Origin of the sequence: Streptomyces sp. Edi2, from assembly GCF_040253635.1 — a bacterium.
GTDB lineage: Bacteria > Actinomycetota > Actinomycetes > Streptomycetales > Streptomycetaceae > Streptomyces.
Genome location: NZ_JBEJGX010000003.1, coordinates 3,124,922 through 3,150,444, shown reverse-complemented (window position 1 = coordinate 3,150,444; position 25,523 = coordinate 3,124,922). Strand labels below are relative to the sequence as shown.

General features: G+C 71.2%; 18 protein-coding genes and 1 pseudogene. 8 read left to right on the top strand and 11 right to left on the bottom strand.

Annotation, left to right across the window (positions count from 1 at the left end; translation table 11 throughout):
• The first annotated feature begins 138 nt into the window (after positions 1–138).
• Entirely contained in the window at positions 139–1,557 is a 1,419-nt protein-coding gene (locus ABR737_RS17190) for a S28 family serine protease (RefSeq protein WP_350251046.1), read from the top strand.
• Between the two features lie 214 nt (positions 1,558–1,771).
• Here the strand turns inward: ABR737_RS17190 and ABR737_RS17185 are convergent, their stop codons facing one another.
• The 3 genes from ABR737_RS17185 to ABR737_RS17175 form a co-directional block, all read right to left on the bottom strand.
• Complete coding sequence (locus ABR737_RS17185; protein ID WP_350251045.1) at positions 1,772–3,616, bottom strand: glycoside hydrolase family 3 protein; 1,845 nt, start codon at positions 3,614–3,616, stop codon at positions 1,772–1,774.
• A 190-nt stretch (positions 3,617–3,806) separates the two neighbouring features.
• Positions 3,807–4,670, bottom strand: a complete 864-nt coding sequence (locus ABR737_RS17180) for a sugar phosphate isomerase/epimerase family protein (protein ID WP_350256814.1) — start codon at positions 4,668–4,670, stop codon at positions 3,807–3,809.
• Between the two features lie 520 nt (positions 4,671–5,190).
• The gene (locus ABR737_RS17175) at positions 5,191–6,336 is read right to left on the bottom strand and encodes a bifunctional helix-turn-helix transcriptional regulator/GNAT family N-acetyltransferase (protein WP_350251044.1); all 1,146 of its coding nucleotides are present in this window, start codon (positions 6,334–6,336) and stop codon (positions 5,191–5,193) included.
• A gap of 258 nt (positions 6,337–6,594) precedes the next feature.
• On the opposite strand from ABR737_RS17175, the gene ABR737_RS17170 reads away from it, so the two are divergent.
• The 5 genes and pseudogenes from ABR737_RS17170 to ABR737_RS17150 all read left to right on the top strand — a co-directional run bounded on the left by ABR737_RS17170 (position 6,595) and on the right by ABR737_RS17150 (position 14,038).
• A complete protein-coding gene (locus ABR737_RS17170) occupies positions 6,595–7,746 on the top strand; it encodes a Gfo/Idh/MocA family protein (protein WP_350251043.1) in 1,152 nt (383 codons plus the stop codon).
• A 236-nt stretch (positions 7,747–7,982) separates the two neighbouring features.
• A pseudogene (locus tag ABR737_RS17165) lies at positions 7,983–9,007 on the top strand (dihydrodipicolinate synthase family protein).
• A complete protein-coding gene (locus tag ABR737_RS17160) occupies positions 9,004–9,870 on the top strand; it encodes a sugar phosphate isomerase/epimerase family protein (RefSeq protein ID WP_350251042.1) in 867 nt (288 codons plus the stop codon). Before ABR737_RS17165 ends, ABR737_RS17160 begins: the two are co-directional and overlap by 4 nt.
• 486 nt (positions 9,871–10,356) lie before the next feature.
• On the top strand, positions 10,357–12,570 hold the full coding sequence (gene recD2, locus ABR737_RS17155; RefSeq protein ID WP_350251041.1) for an SF1B family DNA helicase RecD2: 2,214 nt from the start codon (positions 10,357–10,359) through the stop codon (positions 12,568–12,570).
• Between the two features lie 178 nt (positions 12,571–12,748).
• A complete protein-coding gene (locus ABR737_RS17150) occupies positions 12,749–14,038 on the top strand; it encodes a citrate synthase (protein ID WP_311628064.1) in 1,290 nt (429 codons plus the stop codon).
• A gap of 502 nt (positions 14,039–14,540) precedes the next feature.
• On the opposite strand, the gene ABR737_RS17145 is transcribed toward ABR737_RS17150, so the two are convergent.
• Positions 14,541–14,828: a heavy-metal-associated domain-containing protein gene (locus ABR737_RS17145; RefSeq protein WP_350251040.1), complete on the bottom strand. Its 288-nt coding sequence runs from the start codon at positions 14,826–14,828 to the stop codon at positions 14,541–14,543.
• Between the two features lie 334 nt (positions 14,829–15,162).
• Here ABR737_RS17145 and ABR737_RS17140 point away from each other — a divergent pair, with 334 nt between their 5' ends.
• A complete protein-coding gene (locus ABR737_RS17140; RefSeq protein WP_350251039.1) occupies positions 15,163–15,858 on the top strand; it encodes a DedA family protein in 696 nt (231 codons plus the stop codon).
• A 213-nt stretch (positions 15,859–16,071) separates the two neighbouring features.
• Here ABR737_RS17140 and ABR737_RS17135 read toward each other — a convergent pair whose 3' ends face one another.
• Entirely contained in the window at positions 16,072–17,103 is a 1,032-nt protein-coding gene (locus tag ABR737_RS17135) for a Gfo/Idh/MocA family protein (RefSeq protein ID WP_350251038.1), read from the bottom strand.
• 283 nt (positions 17,104–17,386) lie between these two features.
• Between ABR737_RS17135 and ABR737_RS17130 the strand changes: the two genes are divergently transcribed.
• Positions 17,387–18,649, top strand: coding sequence for a LacI family DNA-binding transcriptional regulator (locus ABR737_RS17130; RefSeq protein ID WP_350251037.1), 1,263 nt, complete (start codon positions 17,387–17,389; stop codon positions 18,647–18,649).
• Positions 18,650–18,821: 172 nt separating this feature from the next.
• On the opposite strand, the gene ABR737_RS17125 is transcribed toward ABR737_RS17130, so the two are convergent.
• The 6 genes from ABR737_RS17125 to ABR737_RS17100 all read right to left on the bottom strand — a co-directional run bounded on the left by ABR737_RS17125 (position 18,822) and on the right by ABR737_RS17100 (position 25,168).
• Positions 18,822–19,745: a 2-dehydropantoate 2-reductase gene (locus ABR737_RS17125; protein WP_350251036.1), complete on the bottom strand. Its 924-nt coding sequence runs from the start codon at positions 19,743–19,745 to the stop codon at positions 18,822–18,824.
• A 94-nt stretch (positions 19,746–19,839) separates the two neighbouring features.
• A complete protein-coding gene (locus ABR737_RS17120; RefSeq protein WP_086721239.1) occupies positions 19,840–20,034 on the bottom strand; it encodes a helix-turn-helix transcriptional regulator in 195 nt (64 codons plus the stop codon).
• Positions 20,035–20,520: 486 nt separating this feature from the next.
• Positions 20,521–20,886 carry a peptidoglycan-binding domain-containing protein gene (locus ABR737_RS17115; RefSeq protein ID WP_350251035.1) on the bottom strand — a complete coding sequence of 122 codons (366 nt, stop codon included), beginning with the start codon at positions 20,884–20,886 and terminating at the stop codon, positions 20,521–20,523.
• Positions 20,887–21,010: 124 nt separating this feature from the next.
• A complete protein-coding gene (locus ABR737_RS17110; RefSeq protein WP_350251034.1) occupies positions 21,011–22,471 on the bottom strand; it encodes a sugar porter family MFS transporter in 1,461 nt (486 codons plus the stop codon).
• 371 nt (positions 22,472–22,842) lie between these two features.
• Positions 22,843–23,862 (bottom strand): Gfo/Idh/MocA family protein, encoded by a 1,020-nt coding sequence (locus ABR737_RS17105; RefSeq protein WP_350251033.1) that lies wholly within the window; start codon positions 23,860–23,862, stop codon positions 22,843–22,845.
• A gap of 385 nt (positions 23,863–24,247) precedes the next feature.
• Positions 24,248–25,168, bottom strand: a complete 921-nt coding sequence (locus tag ABR737_RS17100; protein ID WP_350251032.1) for a sugar phosphate isomerase/epimerase family protein — start codon at positions 25,166–25,168, stop codon at positions 24,248–24,250.
• Positions 25,169–25,523 lie beyond the last annotated feature (355 nt).

The window sequence follows — 25,523 nt, the reverse complement described above, 5'->3', positions numbered from 1 at the left end:
CGTCCGGAGGTACCGGCGGCTTCGGCGATACCGGCAGTGTGCCGTTCGGATGATCCGCTGAACGGCGCCAGGGGCTGGTGGCACCCCCGTCGCGCCGATAGGTTCAGCCCGACCTTTGCTATCCCAAGGGGAGGGTGCATGCGCAAGGCCACCAGATGGCTGCTGTCGCTCGCGGTGCTCATAGGCACGGCGGGAGCCGGCAGTGCATCGGCAGGAGCGGCCACCGCCGCCGAGCCGAAGACCGGGGACATCAAGGACCGGATCCTCGCGATCCCGGGAATGAGCTTCATCGAGGAGAAGCCGGTCGACGGCTACCGCTACTTCGTACTGAATTACACCCAGCCGGTTGACCACCGGCACCCCTCCAAGGGGACCTTCCAGCAGCGGCTGACGCTGCTGCACAAGTCGGTGGACCGGCCGACGGTGTTCTTCACCTCTGGCTACAGCGTCAGCACCACGCCGTCCCGCAGCGAGCCCGCCAAGATCATCGACGGTAACCAGGTCTCCCTGGAATACCGCTACTTCACCCCGTCGCGGCCCTCGCCCACCGACTGGAAGAAGCTGGACATCCGGCAGGCCGCCGACGACCAGCACCGCATCTTCCAGGCGCTGCACCGGATCTACGGCAAGAACTGGATCGACACCGGCGGCAGCAAGGGCGGCATGACGGCGACGTACTACCGCCGCTTCTTCCCGCACGACATGAACGGCACCGTCGCCTACGTCGCGCCCAACGACGTACGCAACGACGAGGACTCGGCGTACGACCGGTTCTTCAAGACCGTCGGCACCGCGCAGTGCCGCAGCGACCTCGCCGCCATCGAGCGCGAGGCCCTGGTACGCCGCAAGGAGATGGTCGCCCGGTTCCAGACCTGGGCCGAGAAGGAGAAGCAGACCTTCAACACCGTCGGCAGCGCCGACCGGGCCTATGAAGTCATGGTCACGGACCTGGTGTTCGGGTTCTGGCAGTACCAGCCGGCCGAGACCGCCTGTGCCGAGGTGCCCAAGCCGACCGTCTCCACGGACGACCTGTGGAAGTGGATGGACAAGGTCGGCGGCTTCGACAGCTACACCGACCAGGGCATGGAGCCGTACACGCCGTACTACTACCAGGCGGGCACCCAGCTCGGTGAGCCCGGCTACCGCTATCCGCAGCTGGCCGACCTGCTGAAGTACCCCGGGATCAACAACTCCCGGTCGTTCGTGCCGAAGGACATCCCGATGCGCTTCGACAAGCGCGCGATGCCCGACGTCGACCACTGGGTGCGGCACCAAGCCAACCGGATGATGTTCGTCAACGGGCAGTACGACCCGTGGAGTTCGGAACACTTCGAGGTCGGCAAGGGGTCCAGGGACTCGTACGTCTTCACCGTGCCCGGCGGCAACCACGGATCGAACATCGAGAAGCTGGCGGAAGCCGACCGCACCAAGGCCACCGCCGAACTGCTCGACTGGGCCGGCGTCCAGGCCCCGGCCGGCCGGGCCACACCGCTGGCGCCGTACGACAAGCAGCTGGACAAGCAGGAGGTCCGGCGGATGCCGATGCTGAGGCCGTGAGGCCGTGAGGCCGTGAGGCGGTGAGGCCGTCTGTGCGGCTGTCTGACCGTGTGGCCCTGAGGCCCTGAGGCCCTGAGGTCGTTAGGCCGGACGTCGGACGTCGGACGCCGCCGCGCTGCACGCCGCCGCGCCGGAGCGCCCGGCGGTCGCGGTGCGATGACCGGAACGGCGCGTTCCCCGGGGACAGGGGGAGCGCGCCGTGTCCGTCCCCCGGTCAGTACGTCAGGCCGTGGCCGATCCGGTAGAGCTCCTGGGCCGGGGCGTCGGCACGCATTATCGCGACGGGCAGTCGGCCGGCCGGGTCCCGCCGGCCGGCGATCACCCGGGCCGCCGCCCGGAGCTCCACATCCGTCCAGGAGTAGCTCGCCAGAGCCGCCCGGACGCCGTCCAACTGGGCGATGTCATAAGGATTGCGGACCGCCAGCTGCACCACCGGCTTGCCCGTGGCCAGCAGCGCGGCCACCAGCTTCCGCTGACGGGAGTCCGCGGTCACGTTGTACGTCGCCACCACCACCGCGTCCCGCTCCCCGAGCGCCGCCACCGCCTCGTCGATCTGCCGCTGGGTCGGCGCCGTGCCCGTGGAGAGCGCGGTGGCGGTGAAGCCCAGCTCGGTCAGGGCCTTCGCCAGGACCGTGGTGGGCGGCCCGCCGGTGCCGGACGGCGCGGCCGCGTCGACACCCGCCACCAGTACCCGCCGCTCGCGCCGCCGGGAGAGCGGCAGGATTCCGGCATCGTTGCGCAGCAGCGTGGTGGTGCGGTCCGCGATCCGGTCGGCGGCGGCCAGATGGCTGCGGGTGCCCACCACCCGGTCCACCGCCCGGTGGGTGGTGTACGGGTCCTTGAACAGTCCGCGCCGCTCCTTGAGCAGCAGGATGCGCATCAGCTTGGCGTCGAGCTCCCGCTCGGTCAGCTCGCCCTCCTGGAGCGCCTTGAGGACGGCGGCATGGGCGACGGCGAGGTCCGGAGGGTTCAGCAGCTGGTCGACACCGGCCTTGAGGGCGAGCACCGGCACCCGGGCGTCGCCGTACTTCTTCCGTACGCCCTCCATGCCGAGCGAGTCCGTCACCACCACACCGTCGTAGCCGAGGCGTTCGCGCAGGATGCCGGTGAGGATCGGACGGGAGAGGGTGGCCGGGTCCTCGCTCGGGTCGAAGGCGGGCACGACGATATGCGCCGTCATGATCGAATCGATGCCGGCGGCGATCGCGGCCTTGAAGGGCGGCGCGTCCAGCCGCTCCCACTCCTCGGCGGTGTGGTGGATGTAGGGCAGCCCGATATGGCTGTCGGTGTCGGTGTCGCCGTGCCCGGGGAAGTGCTTGGCGCAGGAGGCGATCCCGGCGCCCTGATAACCCTTCACCTCGGCGGCGACCATACGGGCCACGGCCTGCGGGTCCGCGCCGAAGGACCGCACGCCGATCACCGGATTGGCGGGGTTGATGTTGACATCGGCGTCCGGTGCGTAGTCCTGCCGGATGCCCATGGCGTACAGCTCCTCGCCGGCGATCCTGGCCGCCGTGTGCGCATCGTCGCGGGAGCCGCCCGCGCCGAGCGCCATCGCGCCGGGGAAGAGCGTCGCGGGCGCGCCGACACGGGCCACTATGCCGTGTTCCTGGTCCGTGGAGATCAGCAGCGGGACGGGGACGCGCTGGGCGGCGGCGGCCTTCTGGATGCCGTTGGACAGGTCGGCGATCTGGTGCGGCTCACGGGTGTTGTGCGCCCAGCCGAAGTAGATGATGCCGCCGACGTGGTACTTGGCGATCAGCTCGGCGGCGTTGGCGACCCCGATCTCCTGCTGGTTCGCGGCGGCATCGGCCGGGTCGGCGTCGGTGGCGGAGTGCCCGTAGACCCGCATGACGAAGAGCTGGCCGGCCTTCTCCTCCGGTGACATACGGGAGATGAGACGGCGCAGCCGGGCCCGGGTGGCGTCGGAAGGGGCGGGGGCGGATACGGCGGCGGACACGGGGGAGGGGGGCTGCTGTCCGATGGAGGGCGTCGCGCCGCCCGCGGCAGCGGCGGCCGCCGCTGCCGCGGTGGTCAGGACGGTACGTCTGGAGTGCATGTGCGCTCCTTCCGGAGGGCTTCCTCGAATCGTTGAAGGAAACTTCCAAGGAGACACGGATAGCCGGAAAACTATTGTCGGTCAATGACTCGATTCGTGATGGCGCCCAGGTATTGCGGGGCGGGCATGGATATGTGATGGGACGTCGGGGGGCGGGTGGGATCGACGGGCAGGTGGGCCGGCGGGCAGGTCAGGAGGGGGTGCCTTCGCTGAGGAGCCGTTGGAGGTACGCGCGGCCCGGTGCCAGCAGGGCGGGGAGGTCGGGCGCTTCCGGATACCAGCGCTTCTCGTACTCCCAGCAGAGCCAGCCTCCCGAGCCCTGGTCGTAGGTGCCCTCGGGAGCCGGTACGGGACCGTGGGCGCCTTCGGGCTCGCGGGCGAGGGTGCGCAGGGCGGCCGCCAGCGGGATGGCGCCGGCGCCGAGCGGGAGGGGGGTGCCTTCCCCGGCCGAGGCGACATCCTTGACCTGCACATAGCCCAGATGCGGGGCGAGCGCGGCATGGGTGTCGACGGGCTCCTCGCCGGCGAGCCAGCTGTGCTGCACATCCCACAGCGCCCCGATCCGGCGATGCCCCACAAGGCCCAGCACACGGGCGGCGGCCGCGCCGGTCCGGTGCGAGTCATGGGTCTCCAGCAGGACCCGGACGCCCCGTTCGGCCGCGAGCGGCGCCACCGCGGCGAGCCGGCGGGCGGCATCCGCGTCCGCCTCGGCCGCCGGGCGGTCGCCACCGCCGGGAAAGACGCGGACGTACGGCGCCCCCAGATCGGCGGCGAGGCGGACCAGCTCGGCCAGCTCGTGTGCCAGCTCCTCCTCGCCCGCCGTATCGCGGGCGGCGGCGACCCGGGCGTATCCGGCAACGGCCAGGATCTCCACACCGGCGTCCGCGAACTGCCCCCGCACCGCGGCCCGTTCCTGCTCCCCGATCAGCGGATGCACCGGCTCCTCCGGATGGGCCCGCAGCTCGACCCCCTGATACCCGGCATCGGCGGCCAGCCGCAGCACCTCGGCCACCGGCATCCCCGGCACACCGAGGGTCGAAAACGCATAGCGCATCGCAGGCACCCTGCCGTCCGTACGCCTGCCGCTCTCCGCGGGCCTGACCTCCGTCGGCCCGCCGTCCGTGGGCCTGTCGATCGTGGGTCCGCCGCCCGTGCGCCCGCCGTCCGCGGGCCTGTCGATCGTGGGTCCGCCGTCCGTGTGCGTGTCGTCCGTGGGCCTGTCGCCCGTGGGTCCGCCGCTCGTGTGCCTGTCGTCCGCGCTCTTGCCGTCAGTGCGATTCGTGGGGGCCATGCCTGCGCTCCTTCGTGTCGCTCACGCCGTCCTCGCTGTCCTTCCCGTCCTTCCCCCCTCCCCGCCTTCATCGCCCGCCTGCCCGCTCCGTCACCCGTGGACTCACGGCGTCACCCATGGACTCGTGGATTCACAGCGTCACCTGTGCGCTCACGGCGTCACCTGTGGTGTCACAGCGCTCCCGTCCCCCGTGGTCTTACGGCGTCACCCGTGGTGTCACAGAGCCCCTCGTCCGCCGTGGACTCGTGGCGTCACTCGTGGGCTCACAGCGCCAGCCGTGATCTCACAGCGTCAGTCGCCAGTCCTGGCCGACCAGGTCCTGTCCGAAGCTGTGGTGCGGCGACTCGGTGACCAGCTCGAATCCGGCCCGCTGGTAGAGGGTGCGGGCCGCGCCGAGGACGGAGTTGGTCCACAGCACCATCTCGCCGTACCCGGCCTCCCGCGCGAACTCGATGCAGGAGTCGACGAGTTGCCGCCCTGCCCCGTGCCCCCGGGCGGCCGGTTCCACGAGCAGCAGCCGCAGCCGAGCGACCCCTGGTCTGCCGTCCCGTACACACATCACCGCGCCCACGCGCTCCCCGCCCAGCTCCGCTATCCAGGTGCGGTCCCACCGCGGGTCGAAGTCCTCGGCGTACTCCGCGATGATCCGGGCCACCAGCGCCTCGTAGCTCAGGTCGAAGCCGTACTCGGCGGAGTAGAGGGCGGCGTTGCGCTCCACCATCCAGCCGAGGTCCCCGGGGCGGGAGGTACGCAGCGTGACCCCGGATACGCCGTCCCCGCGCGGCTGCCGATCCCTCTCGCCGGGCTGATCCGCCCCCTCGCCGGCTCGTGCCGCCTCCTGACCGACCTGTTCCGCCCCCTGGCCGGGCCGTTCTGTGCCCTGGTCAGGCAGTTCCGTCCCTTCGCCGGGCTGTTCCGCGCCCTCGTCCAGCAGGGCGCGGACGGTGCGCATCGCCTCCACCAGGCGGGCGCGGTCCGCGGCCGTCAGCTGCCGCAGCAGCGTTCCCGCGGCGTCCTGGGAGCGCTCCTCCAACAGGCCGGCCGCCTCCCGGCCGTCCTCGGTCAGCGTGATGCGCTGCCGCCGGGAATCCTGCTCGGACCGGCCGCGGGTGATCAGCTCGCGGTCCTCGAACTTGCCGAGCAGCCGGCTGAGATAGCCGGCGTCCAGCGACAGCGAGGCGCGCAGATCCGCGGCGTCCACCCGCGGATGGTTGGCGACCTCGTAGAGCACCCGCGCCTCGGTGAGAGTGAACGGGGTGTACAGATGCCGCCCGTAGTCGAGCGCACCGATCAGATTCGTATAGAAGCGGTTGAATCTGCGCAGCTCGCGGACGTCGGCCGCGGCATCGGGCCGTGCCCCGCACGGTGCGTCGGGCGGTGCGTCGGTTGGCGTGTCGGATGGTGCATCGGATGGCGTCCTGGCGATCATGTGCGGCCCCCTCACCTTTGACTGAGTCAAGAGTAAGCCGCCGGGGCCGCTCCGCACATCCCTCTTTCGTGTCATTCGTTCGCCGCTTCGCCGCTTCGCCGCTTCGCCCACGCCTTCGTGCCTCCCCCGCCTCCTCCGCCTTCTGCGCAGGCGCCCGCGTCTTTGTTCGTGTCCTGCCACGCGGTCTGGCGCTCGCCGTCCGGGAAGGCGCTTACTGGAGCGGGACTGCCACCTGCTGTACGCGAGAGGGGCCGGGCCGTGACTCGCACGACCGTACGCATCGCCATGAACGGCGTGACCGGGCGCATGGGTCAGCGCCAGCACCTGGTGCGCTCCCTCCTCGCCCTGCGGGAACAGGGCGGCCTTGAACTGGCCGACGGCACGGTGATCTGGCCCGAACCGGTACTTGTCGGCCGCAGCGCGCCCAAGCTGCGGGCCCTGGCCGAGCGGCACGGTCTGGAGCACTGGAGCTGCGACCTCGACGCCGTACTGGGCGACGACTCCATCGGCATCTACTTCGACGCCCAGATCACCGCCGCCCGCGAGGAGGCCGTGAAGAAGGCGATCGCCGCCGGAAAACACCTCTACGTCGAAAAGCCCACCGCGAGCAGCCATGCGGGCGCGCTGGAACTCGCCCGGCTTGCGCAGGAGGCGGGCGTCAAGAACGGCGTCGTCCAGGACAAGCTCTTCCTGCCCGGCCTGCGCAAGCTCCGCCGCCTCGTCGAGGGCGGCTTCTTCGGCCGCATCCTGTCCGTGCGGGGCGAGTTCGGCTACTGGGTCTTCGAAGGCGACTGGCAGCAGGCGCAGCGCCCCTCCTGGAACTACCGCGCCGAGGACGGCGGCGGGATCGCGGCCGATATGTTCCCGCACTGGGAGTACGTCCTGCGTGAGCTGTTCGGGCCGGTCAGAACCGTGCAGGCGCAGCTGGCCACCCACCTCCCGCGCCGCTGGGACGAATCGGGCACCCCGTACGAGGCCACCGCCGACGACGCCGCCTACGGCATCTTCGAACTGTCCGGTGGCATCGTCGCCCAGATCAACTCCTCCTGGGCGGTCCGGGTACACCGTGACGAGCTGGTCGAGTTCCAGGTCGACGGCACCGAAGGGTCGGCCGTCGCGGGGCTCCGCCACTGCCGCGTCCAGCACCGCGCCCACACCCTCAAGCCGGTCTGGAACCCCGACCTTCCGGCAGCCGAGCCGTTCCGCGCCCAGTGGCACGAGGTCCCCGACAACGCCGTCTTCGACAACGCGTTCAAGGCGCAGTGGGAGCTGTTCCTGCGGCATGTCGTCCGCGACGGGCCCTGGCGCTGGGACCTGGCGGCGGGCGCCCGCGGCGTCCAGCTCGCCGAACTGGCGCTGCGGTCCTCGGCGGAGGGCCGCCGCCTGGACGTCCCGGAGCCGGGCCGGTGAGCACGCCCGAGGAACAGCCCCTGCCCGGGAAGGACTCCGCCACCCGGCCACCCGGGAAGGACTCCGGCACCCGCCCGCCCGGGAAGGACTCCGGCACCCGCCCGCCCGGGAAGGACGCGGACACGCGCCCGCCCGGGAAGGACTCCGCCCCTCATCCACACGGGCCGTGCTCCGCCACCCGCCCGTCCTCCCCGCGGCCCCCGCTCCGCCCCCGTACGGTCTTCGCCGCCGCCCATGTGGTCGCTGATCCCCGCGCCGACACCGCCCCGGACGGCCCGGCCGCCGTCGACTGGGACGCTACCCTCGCCTTCCGGCACCACCTGTGGTCGCACGGCCTGGGCGTGGCCGAGGCCATGGACACCGCACAGCGCGGTGCGGGCCTGGACTGGAGCGCCGCCGCCGAGCTGATCCGGCGCACCGCCGCCGAGGCTGCGGCGGTCGGCGGCCTTCTCGCCTGCGGCGTCGGCACCGACCAACTGCCCCCGCACTCTGCCTCCTTGGCGGACATCCGGCGCGCGTACGAGACGCCGGCGGCCGCCCGGTCCTGATGGCCTCACGGCAGCTTGCCGGGGCCGCCACCGGCCCGGACGACTACCGCGAGCTCTACGGCCACCTCCTGCGCCAGACCACCCGGCCGGTGATCCTGCACTGGCTCGGCCCGATGTTCGACCCGGCGCTGGCGGGCTACTGGGGCAGCGCGGACCTCGACGCGGCCACCGAGACGTTCCTCGCGCTCCTCCGCGACCACCCCGCCAAGGTGGACGGCGTCAAGATCTCCCTGCTGGACGCCGCCCGGGAGGTGGCACTGCGCCGCCGGCTGCCACCGGCGGTGCGCTGCTACACCGGCGACGACTTCCACTACCCGGAGCTGATCGCGGGCGACGACCACGGCTTCAGCCACGCCCTGCTGGGCATCTTCGACCCGCTCGCCGCGCCCGCCGCCGCAGCCGTACGCCTCCTGGACGGCGGGGACACCGCGGGGTTCCGGGCCGCTCTGGACCCCACCGTCGCGCTCGCCCGGCACCTCTTCCAGGCACCCACCCGCCACTACAAGACCGGCATCGTCCTGCTGGCCTGGCTGGCGGGCCACCAGTCCCACTTCACGATGCTCGGCGGTCTGCAGTCGGCCCGCTCCCTGCCCCACCTGCGGCGCGCCCACCAACTGGCCGACGGGCTCGGCCTGTTCCCCGATCCGGAGCTCGCCGCTCACCGGATGCGGCAACTCCTCGCGGTATACGGGGCGGAGGCGGAGGACGCATGAGCGACCGTCTCCGTTCCCTCTGCCTCCTCGACCGTCTCAGCCTCAACCAGGAGACTATCCGGCAGTGGTCGCTGCCCGAACTGGCCGACGGCTGTGCACGGGCCGGTGTACGGGGCGTGGGGCTGTGGCGCGCCCCGGTGCAGGAGTACGGGGTGGCCGCGGCCGCCCGGCTCGTACGGGACGCCGGGCTGCGGGTCACCAGCCTGTGCCGGGGCGGTTTCCTCACCGCGCCGGACCCGGGTGAGCGCGCGGCCGCCCTGGACGACAACCGGGCGGCCGTCGACGAGGCGGCCGCCCTCGGGACGGACACCCTGGTCCTCGTCTCCGGCGGGCTGCCGCCCGGCAGCCGGGACCTGCCCGGCGCCCGGGAGCGGGTCGCCGACGCACTGGGCGAGTTGGGCCCGTACGCCGCACAGCGGGGCGTCCGGCTGGCCCTCGAACCCCTGCATCCCATGTACGCGGCGGACCGCTGCGTGGTCTCCACGCTCGCCCAGGCGCTGGACCTCGCCGAGCGGTTCCCCGCCGGTCAGGTGGGCGTGGTCGTGGACACCTACCACCTGTGGTGGGACGACACCGTCGGCGCACAGATCGCCCGCGCGGGCGGCACCGGCGAGGGGGCCGCCTCCCGGATCGCCGCCTTCCAGCTCGCCGACTGGGTCACCCCGCTGCCCGAGGGCGCCCTGCTGGGGCGCGGGCAACTCGGGGACGGCGCGGTGGATCTGCGGTGGTTCCGGGAGCGGGTCGACGCGGCCGGCTACCGCGGACCGGTCGAGGTGGAGATCTTCAGCCCGGCGCTGTGGGCGCGCGACGGCACGGAGGTGCTGGCGGAGATCGTGGACCGCTTCCGCACGCACGTCGGTTGACGTGTTCCGCACGCACCCGGATGACGAGCCCCCACGGATGCCGGACGACGAGTTCCCCACGCATGCCGGATGACGGGCCCCCACGGATGCCGGATCACAAGCCCCTTGCGCACGCCGGACCACAAGTCCCTCGCGCACGCCGGACCACAAGTCCCTCGCGCACGCCGGGCGACGAGCCCCCTCCGCCCACGCCGGTTGACGAGGCAAAGCGCACAGCGGGTGCCGGAGAAATAACTCAGCGGATGCGCGCAACCGTTGGCCGTCCACAAAGGTCATAGCTGACGCCGGTCCCGAAGGGGAGGGGCCCGGGGGGGACCCGGGACCGGCGTGGAGGGGGAATCGAGGGGCCCGACCATCGGACGGGCCCCTCGATAGGATCCGGCGGTCCGGAGCGGACCCGGCCCGATCCGGGCGTCCCGCCTCCCGGCCCGATCCGCGTGTCCCGCGGCCCGGCGCGATGTCAGACCCCGGCGGTACGGTCGGTCCATGGTCAACGCAGCCGTGATCGAAGGGGTCCTGGAGCGGATCACCTACGCCAACGAGGAGAACGGCTATACCGTCGCGCGGGTCGACACCGGCCGTGGCGCGGGCGATCTGCTGACCGTCGTCGGTGCGCTGCTCGGGGCGCAGCCGGGCGAATCGCTGCGCATGGAGGGCCGCTGGGGCTCCCACCCCCAATTCGGCAAACAGTTCACCGTCGAGAATTACACCACCGTCCTGCCCGCCACCATCCAGGGCATCCGCCGCTATCTGGGCTCCGGCCTGATCAAGGGCATCGGCCCGCGGATCGCCGACCGCATCGTCGAGCACTTCGGCACGGACACCCTCGACGTCATCGAGACCACCCCCGCACGCCTGGTGGAAGTACCGGGCCTGGGCCCCAAGCGCACCAAGATGATCGGCGCCGCCTGGGAGGAGCAGAAGGCCATCAAGGAGGTCATGGTCTTCCTCCAGGGCGTCGGCGTCTCCACCTCCATCGCGGTGCGGATCTACAAGAAGTACGGCGACGCCTCGATCTCGGTCGTCCGCAACCAGCCCTACCGCCTGGCCGCCGACGTCTGGGGCATCGGCTTCCTGACCGCCGACCGCATCGCCCAGTCGGTGGGCATTCCGCACGACAGCCCGGACCGCGTCAAGGCGGGCCTGCAGTATGCGCTGTCGCAGTCCACGGACCAGGGCCACTGCTTCCTGCCCGAGGAACAACTGATCGCCGACGCGGTGAAGTTGCTCCAGGTGGACACGGGCCTGGTCATCGACTGCCTGGGCGAGCTGGCCGCGGACCCGGAGGGCGTGGTCCGCGAGCAGGTGCCGGGCGACGGGGACGACGCGCCGCCGGTCATCGCCGTCTACCTGGTGCCCTTCCACCGCGCCGAGATCTCCCTGGCCGGCCGGCTGGCCCGGCTGCTGCGCACGGACGAGGACCGGATGCCGGCGTTCCGGGACGTCGACTGGGACAAGGCACTGGCCTGGCTGACGCGGCGGACGGGCGCCGAGCTGGCCCCCGAGCAGCAGCAGGCGGTGCAGCTGGCGCTGACCCGGAAGGTGGCGGTGCTCACGGGCGGGCCGGGCTGCGGCAAGTCCTTCACGGTCCGTTCCGTCGTCGAGCTGGCCCGCGCCAAGAAGGCCAAGGTCGTGCTGGCGGCGCCCACGGGCCGGGCGGCCAAGCGGCTCTCGGAGCTGACCGGCGCCGAGGCCTCCACGGTCCACCGGCTCCTGGAGCTCAAGCCCGGCGGGGACGCCGCCTATGACGCGGACCGTCCGCTGGACGCCGATCTGGTGGTGGTCGACGAGGCCTCGATGCTGGATCTGCTGCTCGCGAACAAGCTGGTCAAGGCGGTGCCGCCGGGCGCCCATCTGCTGCTGGTCGGGGATGTCGACCAGCTGCCGTCGGTGGGCGCGGGCGAGGTGCTGCGCGATCTTCTCGACCAGGCCGGGCCGGTGCCCGCCGTCCGTCTGACCCGGATCTTCCGCCAGGCCCAGCAGTCCGGGGTGGTCACCAACGCCCACCGCATCAACTCCGGCGTCCCGCCCCTGACCACCGGACTCACGGACTTCTTCCTGTTCGCCGAGGAAGACGCGGAGGAGGCCGGACGGCTCGCGGTGGATGTCGTGGCCCGCCGGATCCCGGCGAAGTTCGGCCTCGACCCGCGCCGGGACATCCAGGTGCTCACCCCGATGCACCGCGGCCCGGCCGGCGCGGGCGCCCTGAACGGCCTGCTCCAGCAGGCTGTCACCCCCGCCCGCCCCGACCTGCCCGAGCGCCGTTTCGGCGGCCGGGTCTTCCGCGTCGGCGACAAGGTCACCCAGATCAGGAACAACTACGAAAAGGGCCAGAACGGCGTCTTCAACGGCACGGTCGGCGTGGTCACCGCTCTGGACTCCGACGAGCAGCGGCTGACCGTACGCACCGACGAGGACGAAGAGGTGCCCTACGACTTCGACGAACTCGACGAACTCGCCCACGCCTATGCCGTGACGATCCACCGCTCGCAGGGTAGTGAGTATCCAGCGGTGGTGATTCCGGTCACCACCAGTGCCTGGATGATGCTGCAGCGCAATTTGCTGTATACCGCCGTGACCCGGGCAAAGCGCTTGGTGGTGCTCGTCGGCTCCCGCAAGGCCCTGGGTCAGGCCGTCCGCACGGTATCCGCCGGTCGGCGGTGTACGGCGCTCGATCACCGGCTCGCCGGTGCGATATGAGAGGTCCCCCCTCTTTCCCATTCGGGGCGAAGGGGGGCAGGATGGGCACTCAGACGGCACTGAGTGCCGCAGACAGGCCCTATAGCCGACCCCGAGTGCACAACCAAGGCCCAAATGGGGGAAGGTATAGGCAGTCAGGGCACCTCGAAGAAGAGGCACAACGTCGGTGAGGGATGACGTGAGCGACAACTCTGTAGTACTGCGTTACGGGGACGGCGAATACAGCTACCCGGTCGTCGACAGCACCGTTGGCGACAAGGGCTTCGATATCTCGAAGCTTCGCGCCCAGACCGGTCTGGTGACCCTGGATTCCGGTTACGGCAACACCGCGGCGTATAAATCCGCGATCACCTATCTCGACGGTGAGAACGGGATTCTTCGTTACCGCGGCTACCCGATCGAGCAGCTCGCAGAGCGCAGCACGTTCGTCGAGACCGCGTACCTCCTCATCCACGGTGAGCTGCCCACCGTCGATGAGCTGGCGAACTTCAAGCAGGACATCACCTACCACACCCTGCTCCACGAGGACGTCAAGCGCTTCTACGACGGCTTCCCCCGGGACGCCCACCCGATGGCGATGCTGTCCTCGGTCGTCAGCGCGCTGTCCACCTTCTACCAGGACAGCCACAACCCGTTCGACGAGCAGCAGCGCCACATCTCCACGATCCGGCTGCTGGCCAAGCTCCCGACGATCGCGGCCTACGCGTTCAAGAAGTCGGTCGGCCACCCGGTCGTCTACCCGAGCAACGACCTCGGGTACGTCGAGAACTTCCTGCGTATGACCTTCTCGGTGCCCGCCGCGGACTACGACCTCGACCCGGTGGTGGTCAGCGCCCTCGACAAGCTGCTGATCCTGCACGCCGACCACGAGCAGAACTGCTCCACCTCCACGGTCCGCCTGGTCGGCTCCTCGCAGGCGAACCTCTTCGCCTCGATCTCGGCCGGCATCAACGCCCTGTGGGGCCCCCTCCACGGCGGCGCCAACCAGTCCGTGCTGGAGATGCTGGAGGGCATCCAGGCCAGCGGCGGCGACGTCGACTCCTTCATCCGCAAGGTGAAGAACAAGGAAGACGGCGTGAAGCTCATGGGCTTCGGGCACCGCGTCTACAAGAACTTCGACCCGCGCGCGAAGATCATCAAGGCGGCTGCGCACGACGTCCTCTCCGCGCTCGGCAAGTCCGACGAGCTGCTGGACATCGCCCTCAAGCTGGAGGAGCACGCGCTCTCCGACGACTACTTCGTCGAGCGCAAGCTCTACCCGAACGTCGACTTCTACACCGGCCTGATCTACCGGGCCATGGGCTTCCCGACCGAGATGTTCACCGTGCTCTTCGCGCTCGGCCGGCTGCCCGGCTGGATCGCCCAGTGGCACGAGATGATCAAGGAGCCCGGTTCCCGCATCGGCCGCCCGCGGCAGATCTACACCGGTGTCGTCGAGCGCGACTTCGTGCCGGTCCAGGAGCGCTGACCCCTCCGAGGCCGGCTCCCCGCACGCAAAAAAGAAGCGCCCCGCCTCCGGATCCCCCCACGGGTCCAGAGCGCGGGGCGCTTCCCTTGTCCCGGTTGGATTCCCCCCACGGGATCCGTCCGGGCGTTCAGGGTTGCACCGCGATCTGCCGGGACGCGCACATTCGGGAGGGCCGCTCAAAGCTCCCCGGGCACGTCGCCCCGGCCACGCGTAGCCGTGCACGATCCCCCAAGATCAGCACGGCTGTTGCAGTGCAAGCCCCGCCGGGGTGCCTGCACTTGCCCGGTTAGACTCACGACCCCCCTCAATGGTTACGTTCGGATGAGTGTGATCTGGGTCTCTTGCCATATGGGGGTGAATGCGGTCAAGGGGATCCATCTGGAGATCGAGGCCCTTGGGTATGGGTGTTGTGCCGGTTGTAAGGGCCGTGTGAAGTTTCCCGGATGCGGGGTCGCCGGCAGCCGCGGGGGCTGGGCGTGGCGCGGAGGCTGGGGGTGGCGCGTCAGGCCGCCTGCCCCACGAGCTCGTAGCCGGCCTCGTCGACGGCCGCGCGCACCGCGTCCTCGTCCAGCGGGGCCTTGGAGGTGACGGTCACCAGGCCGGTGGCCGCGACCGCCTGCACCGCACTCACCCCGGCGAGCTCGCCGATCTCGGACGACACCGCCCCCTCGCAGTGGCCGCAGGTCATGCCGGTGACCCGGTACGTGGTGGTCACCTCGCCGACCTGGACGTCGGTGCCGCCGGAGTGGCAGGAGCCTTCGGGGGTGCAGCAGGAGCTGTTCTCGGCCATGGGGGATTCTCCTTGTGGTGCCGATGTGTTCAGTGTGGGGCTGGTGTGTCCGTGCGGTGCTGTGTGTTGTGTGCGGTGCCAGGTCGTGGTGTTCCGTGTGGTGCCACGTGCCGGGGAGGTGCGGCGCATCGCGAGTAGCTGACTCCGGCTACTGCCGACGCCTCCCGGCCCCGGTGCCTCCTGACGCTCGGCACTTTATACCCCTAGGGGGTATCAATCCAGCTTGCGGGCGTGCCCGCCACGTTGCCCCCGCGCCCCACCACGTTGCCGCACGCCCCGCCACGCGTCAGCCTTGGGATATACGGGCTCGGGGTGGATCCGAGGAGGCGGCCGTATGGACGTACTCGCCCTCTACGGCCTGCTGGTGCTCACCACGCTGCCACCACTGATCCCCAACTCGGCGCTCCTTGTCACGACCGGAGTACTCGCCTCCCGGGGCGAGGTCTTCCTCCCCCTCGTCCTGCTGACCGTCGGGGGCAGCGCACTGCTCGGGGACCTCCTCATGTACGCCGCCGCACGGCGCTTCGGCGAGCCCGTACGGACCTGGATGCGTCGCAACCCCCGACGCCGGGCACTGCTGGAATGGACCTCCGGCCGCATCCAGCGCTACGGCCTGCCGTTCGTGATCGCCGTACGGTTCCTGCCCAGCGGCCGGATCGTCGGCGCTCTGGCATCCGGAGTCCTGCGCTACCCGCTGCGCAAATACGCGCTCGGCGCCGCCGTCGCCGAGGCGACCTGGGCGACGTACTCGGTCGGCCTCGGCTACGTGGGCACCGCCACCACCGGCCGCCCGCTCTACGCCGTCGGCGTCGGCTTCGGCGTCTCCTGCGCGGTCGCCGCGGCCGGCGCCGCGATCCAGTGGGCCGCCCGCCGCCGCGCCCTCCGCGACCCGCCGGAGGAGAGTGGCGAGAGCGAGGGCGGCGGGACCTCCGAAGGGGGTGACGGCGGCCGGGGCGAGGGGCGGGGCGGCCGGGCCTCGTCCATGGTGTCGGCGCGATTGTCAGTGGGCGGGCCTACAGTGCAGACATGAGGTTGATTACGCAGAGTGACTTGTTGGGTGGCTTGCGGAGCGACTCAAGCGACTTATCTGCCGGGGCAGTTGCCTGCTCCGCCGGGGGCGCGGGTGTGGGGGCAGGTGCGAGTGCGGACGCGCATACGGGCGCGGGTGCGCGCGGAGGCCTCGGCCGGCGGCCGGGGAAACGGACGCCGGTGAAACGGGACAACTGCCCTGGGTCCCGGAGGCTCAGCCGCGCGCAGCCGCACCACCGGCGGTGGCCCGGACATCCGCCAGGGCGACCGGCTCGCCGGTGCGCCGCGAACGCTCACACCCTTCGGCGATATACAGCGCCTCCAAGGCCTCCGCCGGTGAGCACGGGCTCGGTGCATGCCCCGCCGCGACCTCGGCGAAGACGCCCAGCTCGGTGACGTAGGCGTCGTGAAAGCGCTCCATGAACGTGGCGTACGGATCGGCCGCCCGCTGCCACGACAGCTTCGGCTCGGCGGACGGCAGCGGCGCACGGTCGTCGAGGCCGACGAAGCGGGCGCCCTCGGAGCCGCAGACCTCCAGCCGGACGTCATGGCCCGCGCCGTTGTAGCGGGTCGCCGTGACGGTGGCCAGGGTGTCGTCGTCGAAGCGCAGCAGCGCCGCGCAGGTGTCCACGTCATCGCCGTCGGCGAAGAAGGACGCGCCGCGGTTGGCGCCTTGGGCGTAGACCGAGACCACCTCACGGCCGGTGAGCCAGCGCAGGATGTCGAAGTCATGGATGCTGCAGTCCCGGAACAGCCCGCCGGAGGTGGGGATATAGCCGGCCGGCGGCGGCGTCCGGTCACTCGTGCAAGCCCGCAGGGTGTGCAGCCAGCCCAGCTCACCGGAGTGCAGTGCGTCGCGGGCGGCGCGGTAACCCGCGTCGAAGCGGCGCTGGAAACCGATCTGTACCGGCACGGAGCCGGCCTGCGCCCGCTCCACCACACCGACGGTGCCCGGTACGTCCAGCGCGACCGGCTTCTCGCAGAACACCGGCACCCCGGCGTCCAGGGCCTGGTGGATCAGTGCGGCGTGTGCGCTGGTCGCGGCGGTGATCACTACGCCGTCGAGGCCGTCCGCGTACATCTCCTCGATGCTTGCGGCGGACCGTACGCCCAGGGCCTCGGCCAGCGACGCGGCGCGTGCGGTGTCCACATCCGCGACGGTGATGCCGGTGACGCCCGGGACGCTCAGCAGAGTGCGGGCATGGAACGCGCCGATGCGCCCGGTGCCGATCAGACCGATCTTCATGCCTCGGTTCCTTTCCGGAGGGGGGAGAGGGGGCGGATGAGGAGGGGCGGAGGGGGGTGGAGGGGGTGGGGGAGCAGGCCGAGGAGGCCGAGGGGGCCGACGGGGCCGAGGGGGATGGGTCAGGTGGGGGAGGCGGCGTGTCCGTCACGGGGCGTGTCTTTGGAACGGTCCAATCGTCGCCGTCACGGGCACCCTGCATGTCCTGATGTCCGCATGTCAACCGTTCTGCAGGGGCGCATGGTGGTGCATTGACGCCGATCTGGCCCGATGGGAGGCTCGGTCCATGGAACGGTCCAATCAGCGCGCCGACGGGCGATCCGGAGAGCGGGACGGAGAACGGCCCGGAGAGCGGGATGGAGGACGGGACGGAGAACGGCCCGGAGAGCGGGATGGAGGACGGGACGGAGCAGAGCTCGGCGAGCGGCCCGGCGAGCTGTCCGGGTTGCGGCCGGGCGCGGACCGGCATCCGACGATCCGCGGGGTCGCCGAGCGTGCGGGTGTTTCCAAGTCGCTGGTCTCGCTCGTGCTGCAGGGCTCACCGCGGGTCAGCGAGGCCAGGCGGCAGGCCGTGCTGGCGGCGATCGAGGAACTGGGCTACCGGCCGAACGCCGCGGCCCGCAGCCTGGCCGCACGCCGTACCCACACGGTCGGCGTGCTGCTGCACGATATGCGCAACCCCTGGTTCGTCGAAGTGCTCGACGGTCTGAACTCTCTGCTGCAGGCGCACGGTCTGCGGATGCTGATGATCGACGCCCGGCTGGACCGGCGGGCCGGCCAGGACTTCGCCCGTACCTTCCAGGAACTGCGGGTCGACGGCATCGTCATCGTCGGCACGCTCCCGGACACCGAAGGCCTCGCCGAGGTGGCGGAGCGGCTGCCGACCGTCATCGCGGGCAACCACGAACCGCGGCTGCCGCGTGTCGACCTCGTCGCCAACGACGATGAGCGCGGCGCCCGGCTCGCCACCGAACACCTCATCGGCCTCGGCCACCGGCGCATCGCCCATATCGCCGGGCAGGGCCAGGTCGGCGAGCTGCGCCGCCGCGGCTTCGAGGCCGCCATACGCTCCCACGGCCTGTCGGCCGGCGCCGTCGTGGAGAGCGGCGACGGAACCGAGGAGGGCGGCTACCGTGCGGCCGTCCGGCTGCTCCACCCCTCGCGTACCACCGGACGCCTTGGCCCTGGAGATCCCGCTGCCGAACCTCTCACCGCTATGGACCCCGCAGCCGGACGTGTCACCGCCGAACGTCCCACCGCTGTCTTCGCGTTCAACGACATCTCCGGTGTCGGCGCGCTGTCCGCCGCCCAGGAGCTGGGACTGGACGTTCCCGCCGATCTCTCCCTCGTCGGCTACGACAACACCTATCTCGCCCGCATCCGCCACCTCTGGCTCAACTCGGTGAACAACGCCAGCCACGAGGTCGGACGGCGGGCGGCGCGCTGCCTCCTGGACCGTATGGAGCGCCCGGATGCCCCGGCCGGACAGCAACTCGTGCCCCCGGAACTGGAGATCAGGGGCTCAACGGCACCACCACGGACTGCTTGACCCACGGACTGTCTGACCCACGGGCTGTCTGACCCACGCCCGGGGCGTCCTTGCCCGGCGCCCGTCCGGTCGGCGTCCGTGCGAGCTTGCCCGGGCCCGTCCGCCCCGCGCCCACCCGGCGCACCCGGCTCTTTCCCGCCCCGGCCCGTCCCAGCCCGTCCGGCCCGCCCCCCTACGCCTTCGCGCCCCGCAGTTCGCGGTCCACCGCCCGTAGCAGGGTCAGCAGCATCCTGTTCAACGGAGTGGCGATGCCGTGCCGTTCGCCGGCCCTGACCACCGCGCCGGTGATGAACTCATGCTCCAGCGGGCGGCCCGCGAGGCGGTCGTAGAGCATCGAGGAGCCGCCGTCCCGGGGAGCGGTGGCGTACAGCTCAAGCGTCCGGGAGATGTCCGCTTCGCCGATGTCCGCCCCCTCGGCGCGCGCGACCACGGCCGCCTCGCGCAGCAGGTCACGGGTGAGCGCGGCCATCTCCGGGTCGGCGAAGATCCCCGTCCGCTGCTGGAGGAGAGCGGTGATCGGATTGGCCGCGAGATTGGTGAACAGCTTGCGCCAGGCCGCCGTGGTGAAGTCGGGCACGCGATGCACCCGCAGCTCGCTGCCGTCCAGCAGGGCGGCGAACCGGTCCGCCAACGGGCCCTCGGGCACATGCAGTTCACTGGCGACATGATGCAGGATCCGGCCGGGCGCGGTGCGCTCCGCCGAGATGTAGACCACGGTGGGGAGGATGCGGGTCCCCTGGGGAACGAGCGGAGCGACGCGCTCCGCCAGGCCGATGCCGTTCTGCAGCACCGCGACCGCGGTGCCCCGGCCGCACAGCCGCCGCAGCCAGCCCTCGGCGCCCGCGGTGTCCTGTGCCTTGGTGGTCAGCAGTACCCAGTCGACCGGTCCCACCTGCGCCGGATCGGTGACGATACGCACCGCCGCGGGTCGGACGGTGCCGCCGCTCTCGATGCTCAGACCGTCCAGCGGGCTGCGTACGCACAGCGTGACGTCGAGCCCGGCCCACCGCGCCAGGGCGGCGGTGTAGCCACCGATCGCGCCGCCGCCGATCACCGCGATCCGGGCGGGTGCCGCTGCTGGGGAGGTCCGGGGCATACCTCGATCGTAGATCCGCAGAAGCCTGACGGGTGGGTGAGCCCGGGCCCCGGCGTCGCCCGGGAACGGGGGCCCGGGGCCGTACCGGTGGCTCTCAGCGCCGGCCGCGTTGGCCCGGCCGCTGCGCCACCCACGCTCTGACCGTGTCGGCGAACCAGTACGGTTTCCCGCCCTCCACCAGATCCGGTTCGGGCAGCAGCCCGTGCTTGCGGTAGGAGCGGACGGTGTCCGGCTGCACCTGGATGTGCGCGGCGATCTCCTTGTACGACCAGAGCTTGCGGTCGGTCATCTCTGCCACCTCCTGAGCGCCGTACGCAGGGTCGGCCCGGTGGGGCCGGCAGGGGGCTGCGTACGGCCTGGTGATCACTCACCCTGTGCCTGGACAACGACACCGAGTAACCATGGGGGAGGGGCTGTTGATCGGCTGTGACGGAAACCCCGCGTAACGGTGACAGCCGTGACGCGAGCCGGATGGCTGTGACGGGGGCGGGACGGTCAGGGACGGGACGGTCAGGGGCGGGGCGGGGCCGATCGGGAAAGACGCGGGGCGGCCCGGAATGCCGGCGGGCCGGTCCGGAACGGCGGCGGTACGGGACAGGTCGCGTCGGTCCTGTACGGGGCGGGTCGAACGGCCGAGGGGCGGGGCGGAAACAGCCGTGTGGCGGGCCGGTTCCCCAGCTGGGAAACCGGCCCGCCACACGTACACCAGCGGCCCTGCCGGACGGACGACCGGCAGCCCGGCCGGCGGTCGTCCGTCCGGCCCGAGCTCAGCGGATCAGGCGTAGAGCGCCCGCCAGGTCTTCTTGTCGACCTTGCCGTTGGCGGTCAGATGATGCCGGGACTGGAACTTCTTCACCGCGGCCAGGGTCTTGGGACCGAAGTACCCGGTCACATCTCCCCACGGGAGATAGCGGCGGTTCGCCAGCAGGCACTGCACCTGCGAGACGCGGTCGCCGCGCTGACCGTAGACGGTGAGAGCGGTTCCGTTGTAGTACGCGCAGGCGGCCAGTGTGCCGGGCCGGCCGCCGGCCGGACTGTCGGCGGACGCCGGACCGGTGAGCAGTCCGGCGGTCAGCAGCCCCGCGGTCGCGGTCAGGACGGCCGTGCGCTTGACGGCTCGGCTGAGAGTATGGGCATTCACGAATTCCCCCGTTTCCCCCGTTGGATGTGATTCCACCCGTTCTGACGCCGGGGGAGCGGTTCGCGGTTCCGGCAACGCCTCAGCACTTCTCCTGCGAGGCCTCAGCGCTTGGCGTGCACCGCCGTCAGCTCCGGCCCGGGCTCCCGTCCGGACTCCGGCCCGGGCTCCCGTTCGGACTCCCGTTCGTGACCGCCTTGCGCAGCTCGTGCTCCAGATCCTCCAGGGCCAGCCCCTTCGTCTCCGGTGCGTACCGCTTGCAGAAGACCAGGGACAGCACACACATCACGCCGAAGAACCAGAACGTGGTGCCCGCGCCGACCGCGTCGAGCAGCAGCGGGAAGGCGAGCGCGACCCCGAAGTTGACCATCCACATCATGAACACCGCGGCGCCCATGGCCAGTCCGCGCACCTTGAGCGGGAACATCTCGGCGAGCAGCAGCCAGACACCAGTGTTGAGGGTGGCCTGCATGAACGCCATGTAGAGCACCATCAGACCGAGCACGAGGGCGCTGACGGCGGTGGAGTGCGGCAGGCGGAAGGCGGCACCGAGCAGGGCGAGCGAGACGGCCATACCGGCCAGACCCGAAAGCAGCATGGGCCGCCGGCCGACCCGGTCGATCAGGGACATCCCGATCGCCGTGGCCAGGACGGAGATCGCGCCGATCGCGATGGTGGCGGTGATCGAGGCGCCGGTGCCCAGGCCGGTCGACGCGAGGATCTTGGGCGCGAAGTAGACCACGGCGTTGACCCCGGTGATCTGCTGGACGGCTGCCAGACCGATGCCGACCAGCAGCAATCGCCGCACCCACGGGGTGCGCAGCTGCTGCCAGGCGCCGCGCCGGGCGCCGGCCTCCAGGGCGCGGGCCTGGTCGATACGGGCCAGCTCGGCGGGTACGTCCTCGGCGGGCAGCGTACGGTGCAGCACCCGGCCCGCCTCGTCCGGCCGGCCCTTGCTGATGTACCAGCGTGGCGTGTCGGGCAGGAAGAACAGCCCGACGAACAGTGCCACGGCGGGCAGCGCCGCAAGGCCCAGCATCCAGCGCCAGGCCGCCCAGTGCGCCAGAACGGCATTGATGAGGTAGGCGAGCAGCTGACCGCTGACGATCATCAGCGAATTGAAGGAGACCAGTCGGCCGCGGATGTGCGGGGGCGCGATCTCCGACAGGTACAGCGGGGTGATGACGGAGGCGCTGCCGACGGCGAGCCCGAGGACGAAGCGCGCCACGGTCATGAAGGGAACGCTCGGCGAGAACGCGACGGCCAGCGCGCCGCCGATGAACACGGAGCCCGCCCACAGCAGGGAGTTGCGCCTGCCCAGCGTGTCGGCCATCCGGCCGCCGATCAGCGAACCGAAGGCCGCGCCGATCAGCAGCGCGCTGGTGATGATGCCCTCGCCCAGAGAGGTGAGGCCGAAATGGGTCTCCATGAAGGGGAGGGCGCCGGAGATCACTCCGGTGTCGTAGCCGAACAGGGCGCCGCCGAGGGCGGCAATGGCAGCGATGCCGACGATGAAGCGCTTGGCGCTGCGGGCCCGCACGTTCTCGCGCGGGCCGTCGGGCGCCACCTGGCTGGTCGGAGCGGCCATCCTCAGCTCCGGTACGCCGCGCCGGCCCAGCCGGGGGCCGGGGCCGGGGTCAGGGCCGGGGTCGGTGTCGGCCGGGCCGGAGAGGGGCGGGCCGGTGAGGGGCGCAGGGGTATGAGGCCGGTGCGGAGCGGGTCGGCGTCAGGAGCGACGTACATGGTGCGGGGCCTTTCGGTGGAGCGGGGCCTTTCGGGTGCGGCGGGCCTTTCCGTGGAACGGGCCTTTTTGGTGGGGCGGCCTTTCGGCGGAGCGCCTTTCGGCGGGACACGTCAGCGGTACAGCGACGGCCGGTGGCGGCGCGGCGTTGGCCGTGAGCGGTGCAGTGCCGGCCGGCGGTGGCGCAGTGCCGACCGTGAGCGGTGCCACGACGGCCGCTAGCGGTACAGCGACGGCCGCTCGATCAGGTCGACGGGCACCCGGTCGCCGGTGGCCTGGGCTCGTACGCCCGCCTCGCACACCGCGGCCGCGGCGTAACCGTCCCAGCAGCTGGGGCCCTCGACCTCGCCGCGCCGGGTGGCGTTCACCCAGCGCTGCACCTGCCGGTCGTAGGCCTCCTCGAAGCGCTCCACGAAGCCGGGAGGGATGGCGCCACCCCAGCGGCCCGGGGTGTTGCTGAACACGCCGTGGTCGTCGCCGATCCTGGCGGTGCCGCCCTCGCAGACCGCCTCGCAGCTGACCTGGTAGCCGAAGCCGCAGTTGACGAAGATCTCGGTGTCCACGACCTGGCCGCCCGCGGTCTCGAAGAGGACCAGCTGCGGGTCGCTCAGGCCTTCCGGTGCGTTGCCGGTGGGGGCCGGGCGCAGCACCCGGACCGCGGTGATCTCCTCCTCCAGGAGCCAGCGGGTCACATCGATCTCGTGCACCACCGAGTCATTGATCATCATCGCGTTGGTGAAGCCGGGCGGGGTGTCGGCGTTGCGGTGCTTGTTGTGCAGCATCAGCGGACGGCCGTAAGTTCCCTGTCCTAGAAGGGACTTGAGGGTGCGGTAGTCGGCGTCGTAACGGCGCATGAAACCGACCTGGACACGGCGGTGCCCCAGCGCCTGCTCGGCCTCCAGGACGCGCAGGGCGGAGGCCGCGTCCGGCGTCAGCGGCTTCTCGCACAGCACGGGCAGATCACGCGCGAAGGCATCCAGCAGCGCCGCCTCGTGCGCGGGTCCCGGCGAGGCGATCAGTACGGCGTCCACCGCGGGGTCGTCCATGGCGGCGGCCGGGTCGGTGTAGGGGGTGCAGCCGTCGATGCCGTCGGCGAGGTGCTTGATGCGGTCCGCATCGATGTCGACCACGGCCGCCACCCGGGCGCCGCTGATCACCTCATTGATCCGGCGTACGTGGTCGGCGCCCATCCGGCCGGTGCCGATGACCGCCACGCCGAGCGTTTCGTGCGAAGTCATGTCGTCCTCAAGTCCTTACGTTTCCCTGCGTGCTACAGAGCGTGATGTACTCTGGGAACTAATTACTCTCCGTAATCGTTGCCGGAGTGTGAGGAGGCGTCGTGAGGCATACGCATGCGAGACATACCTGCAGAGGGCGCACGCCTCAAGCTGCCCGACCGCAAGCTGCCCGATCTCAAGCCGCCCGACCTGGAGGCGGCGCGCCGCCTTGGGGCGGGTGCGGACTTGAGGCGGCGCCCAGCCTCGGGGTGGCGCCCAGCCTCGGGGCGGCACCCAGCCTCGGGGCGGCACCCAGTCTTGAGGCTGCGCACGGCCTCGAGGTGTGCGGCCCCATGGTCCACGGCCCCGTACGCAATGCGCACGGTCTCGCGGCGGCGGAGCGAGCTCAGGCGCCGCAGGAGCGAAGGAAGCGGCGGGTGCGCTCGGCGATGGGGAACGGCTGGTCGGGCGGGCAGGGGTACATGTCCTGCTCGACGATCGCGAAGAGGTCGACGTCCAGCTCCTGGGCGGCCTGCAGGACGGGCGGCAGTGCGGGCACGCCGAGCGGCGGTTCGCACATCACCCCCTGCTTGACGGCCGGGCCGAACGGGGTGCCCTTGGCGACGACCTCGCCGAGGATGTCCGGGTCGACCTGCTTGAGGTGGAGGTAGCCGATCCGCTCGCCGTAGGTGCGGATCAGCTTGACGCTGTCGCCGCCGCAGTAGGCGTAATGGCCGGTGTCCAGGCAGAGGTTGACCAGGGCGGAGTCGGTGGCGTGCAGGAACCGCTCGACGTGTTCCTCGGTGTCGATATGGGTGTCGGCGTGCGGGTGGACGACGATGTCCAGCCCGAACTCGTCCCGTACGCGCTTGCCCAGCCGCTCCATGCCGGTGGTCAGGTGCTTCCACTGCTCCACGGTCAGCTCGCGCGGCTCGATCTCCTCGGCGGTCTTGTCGTCCCGCCAGAAGGACGGGATGACGACGAGGTGCCCCGCGCCCATCGCCTGGGTGAGCGTGGCGACCTCGGAGACGTGCGCCCAGGTCTTGTCCCATACGGACGGGCCGTGGTGCAGCGAGGTGAAGATCGTGCCGGCCGAGACCTGCAGGCTGCGGCGGGTGATCTCGTCGCGCAGGACGGCGGGGTCGGTGGGTAGGTAGCCGTACGGGCCGAGTTCGATCCACTCGTAGCCGGCTTCGCTGACCTCGTCCAGGAAGCGCTGCCAGGGCACCTGCTGGTCGTCGTCGGGGAACCAGACTCCCCATGAGTCGGGTGCGGAACCGACGCGGAGGCGGTCCAGGACGGGCGGGGCGGCATGGGGAACGGACATGCTGCGGCTCTCCTCTCGCCGGTCGGCGGTGACCGGGAGGCGCTGGGCTGGGTCGTGGGGCACAGCCTCTCTGTCGCCCCGGGGAGTGTCAAGACTTCGTCCTGACATTAGGACTTAAGGACTTTGGTGTTTCGTGGCGCTCCGGAATGCCGGGGGGCGTGTTTCCGGATCGCCGCGGGGGTGGGCTTCCGGATTGTTGCGGGGGTGCGTTCAGGGTGCGCCGCGCCTCGCGCGCTTGTACCTCGTGCGCCGCACCTCGTGTGCGGCGCACGAGGCGCGGCACACCTGTGCCCTTCCGGTCCTCGCGCCCCCTTCGACGTCAGTATGTAAGGACAAAGTATTGACAGGGTCTGAG

Coding starts and splice junctions, on each gene's coding strand:
- ABR737_RS17145 (WP_350251040.1), bottom strand. CDS start 14,828: ATGGCCGAGAACAGCTCCTGCTGCACCCCCGAAGGCTCCTGCCACTCC.
- ABR737_RS17185 (WP_350251045.1), bottom strand. CDS start 3,616: ATGCACTCCAGACGTACCGTCCTGACCACCGCGGCAGCGGCGGCCGCC.
- ABR737_RS17190 (WP_350251046.1), top strand. CDS start 139: ATGCGCAAGGCCACCAGATGGCTGCTGTCGCTCGCGGTGCTCATAGGC.
- ABR737_RS17135 (WP_350251038.1), bottom strand. CDS start 17,103: ATGAAGATCGGTCTGATCGGCACCGGGCGCATCGGCGCGTTCCATGCC.
- ABR737_RS17130 (WP_350251037.1), top strand. CDS start 17,387: ATGGAACGGTCCAATCAGCGCGCCGACGGGCGATCCGGAGAGCGGGAC.
- ABR737_RS17175 (WP_350251044.1), bottom strand. CDS start 6,336: ATGATCGCCAGGACGCCATCCGATGCACCATCCGACACGCCAACCGAC.
- recD2 (WP_350251041.1), top strand. CDS start 10,357: ATGGTCAACGCAGCCGTGATCGAAGGGGTCCTGGAGCGGATCACCTAC.
- ABR737_RS17105 (WP_350251033.1), bottom strand. CDS start 23,862: ATGACTTCGCACGAAACGCTCGGCGTGGCGGTCATCGGCACCGGCCGG.
- ABR737_RS17120 (WP_086721239.1), bottom strand. CDS start 20,034: ATGACCGACCGCAAGCTCTGGTCGTACAAGGAGATCGCCGCGCACATC.
- ABR737_RS17125 (WP_350251036.1), bottom strand. CDS start 19,745: ATGCCCCGGACCTCCCCAGCAGCGGCACCCGCCCGGATCGCGGTGATC.
- ABR737_RS17140 (WP_350251039.1), top strand. CDS start 15,163: ATGGACGTACTCGCCCTCTACGGCCTGCTGGTGCTCACCACGCTGCCA.
- ABR737_RS17180 (WP_350256814.1), bottom strand. CDS start 4,670: ATGCGCTATGCGTTTTCGACCCTCGGTGTGCCGGGGATGCCGGTGGCC.
- ABR737_RS17100 (WP_350251032.1), bottom strand. CDS start 25,168: ATGTCCGTTCCCCATGCCGCCCCGCCCGTCCTGGACCGCCTCCGCGTC.
- ABR737_RS17110 (WP_350251034.1), bottom strand. CDS start 22,471: ATGGCCGCTCCGACCAGCCAGGTGGCGCCCGACGGCCCGCGCGAGAAC.
- ABR737_RS17160 (WP_350251042.1), top strand. CDS start 9,004: ATGAGCGACCGTCTCCGTTCCCTCTGCCTCCTCGACCGTCTCAGCCTC.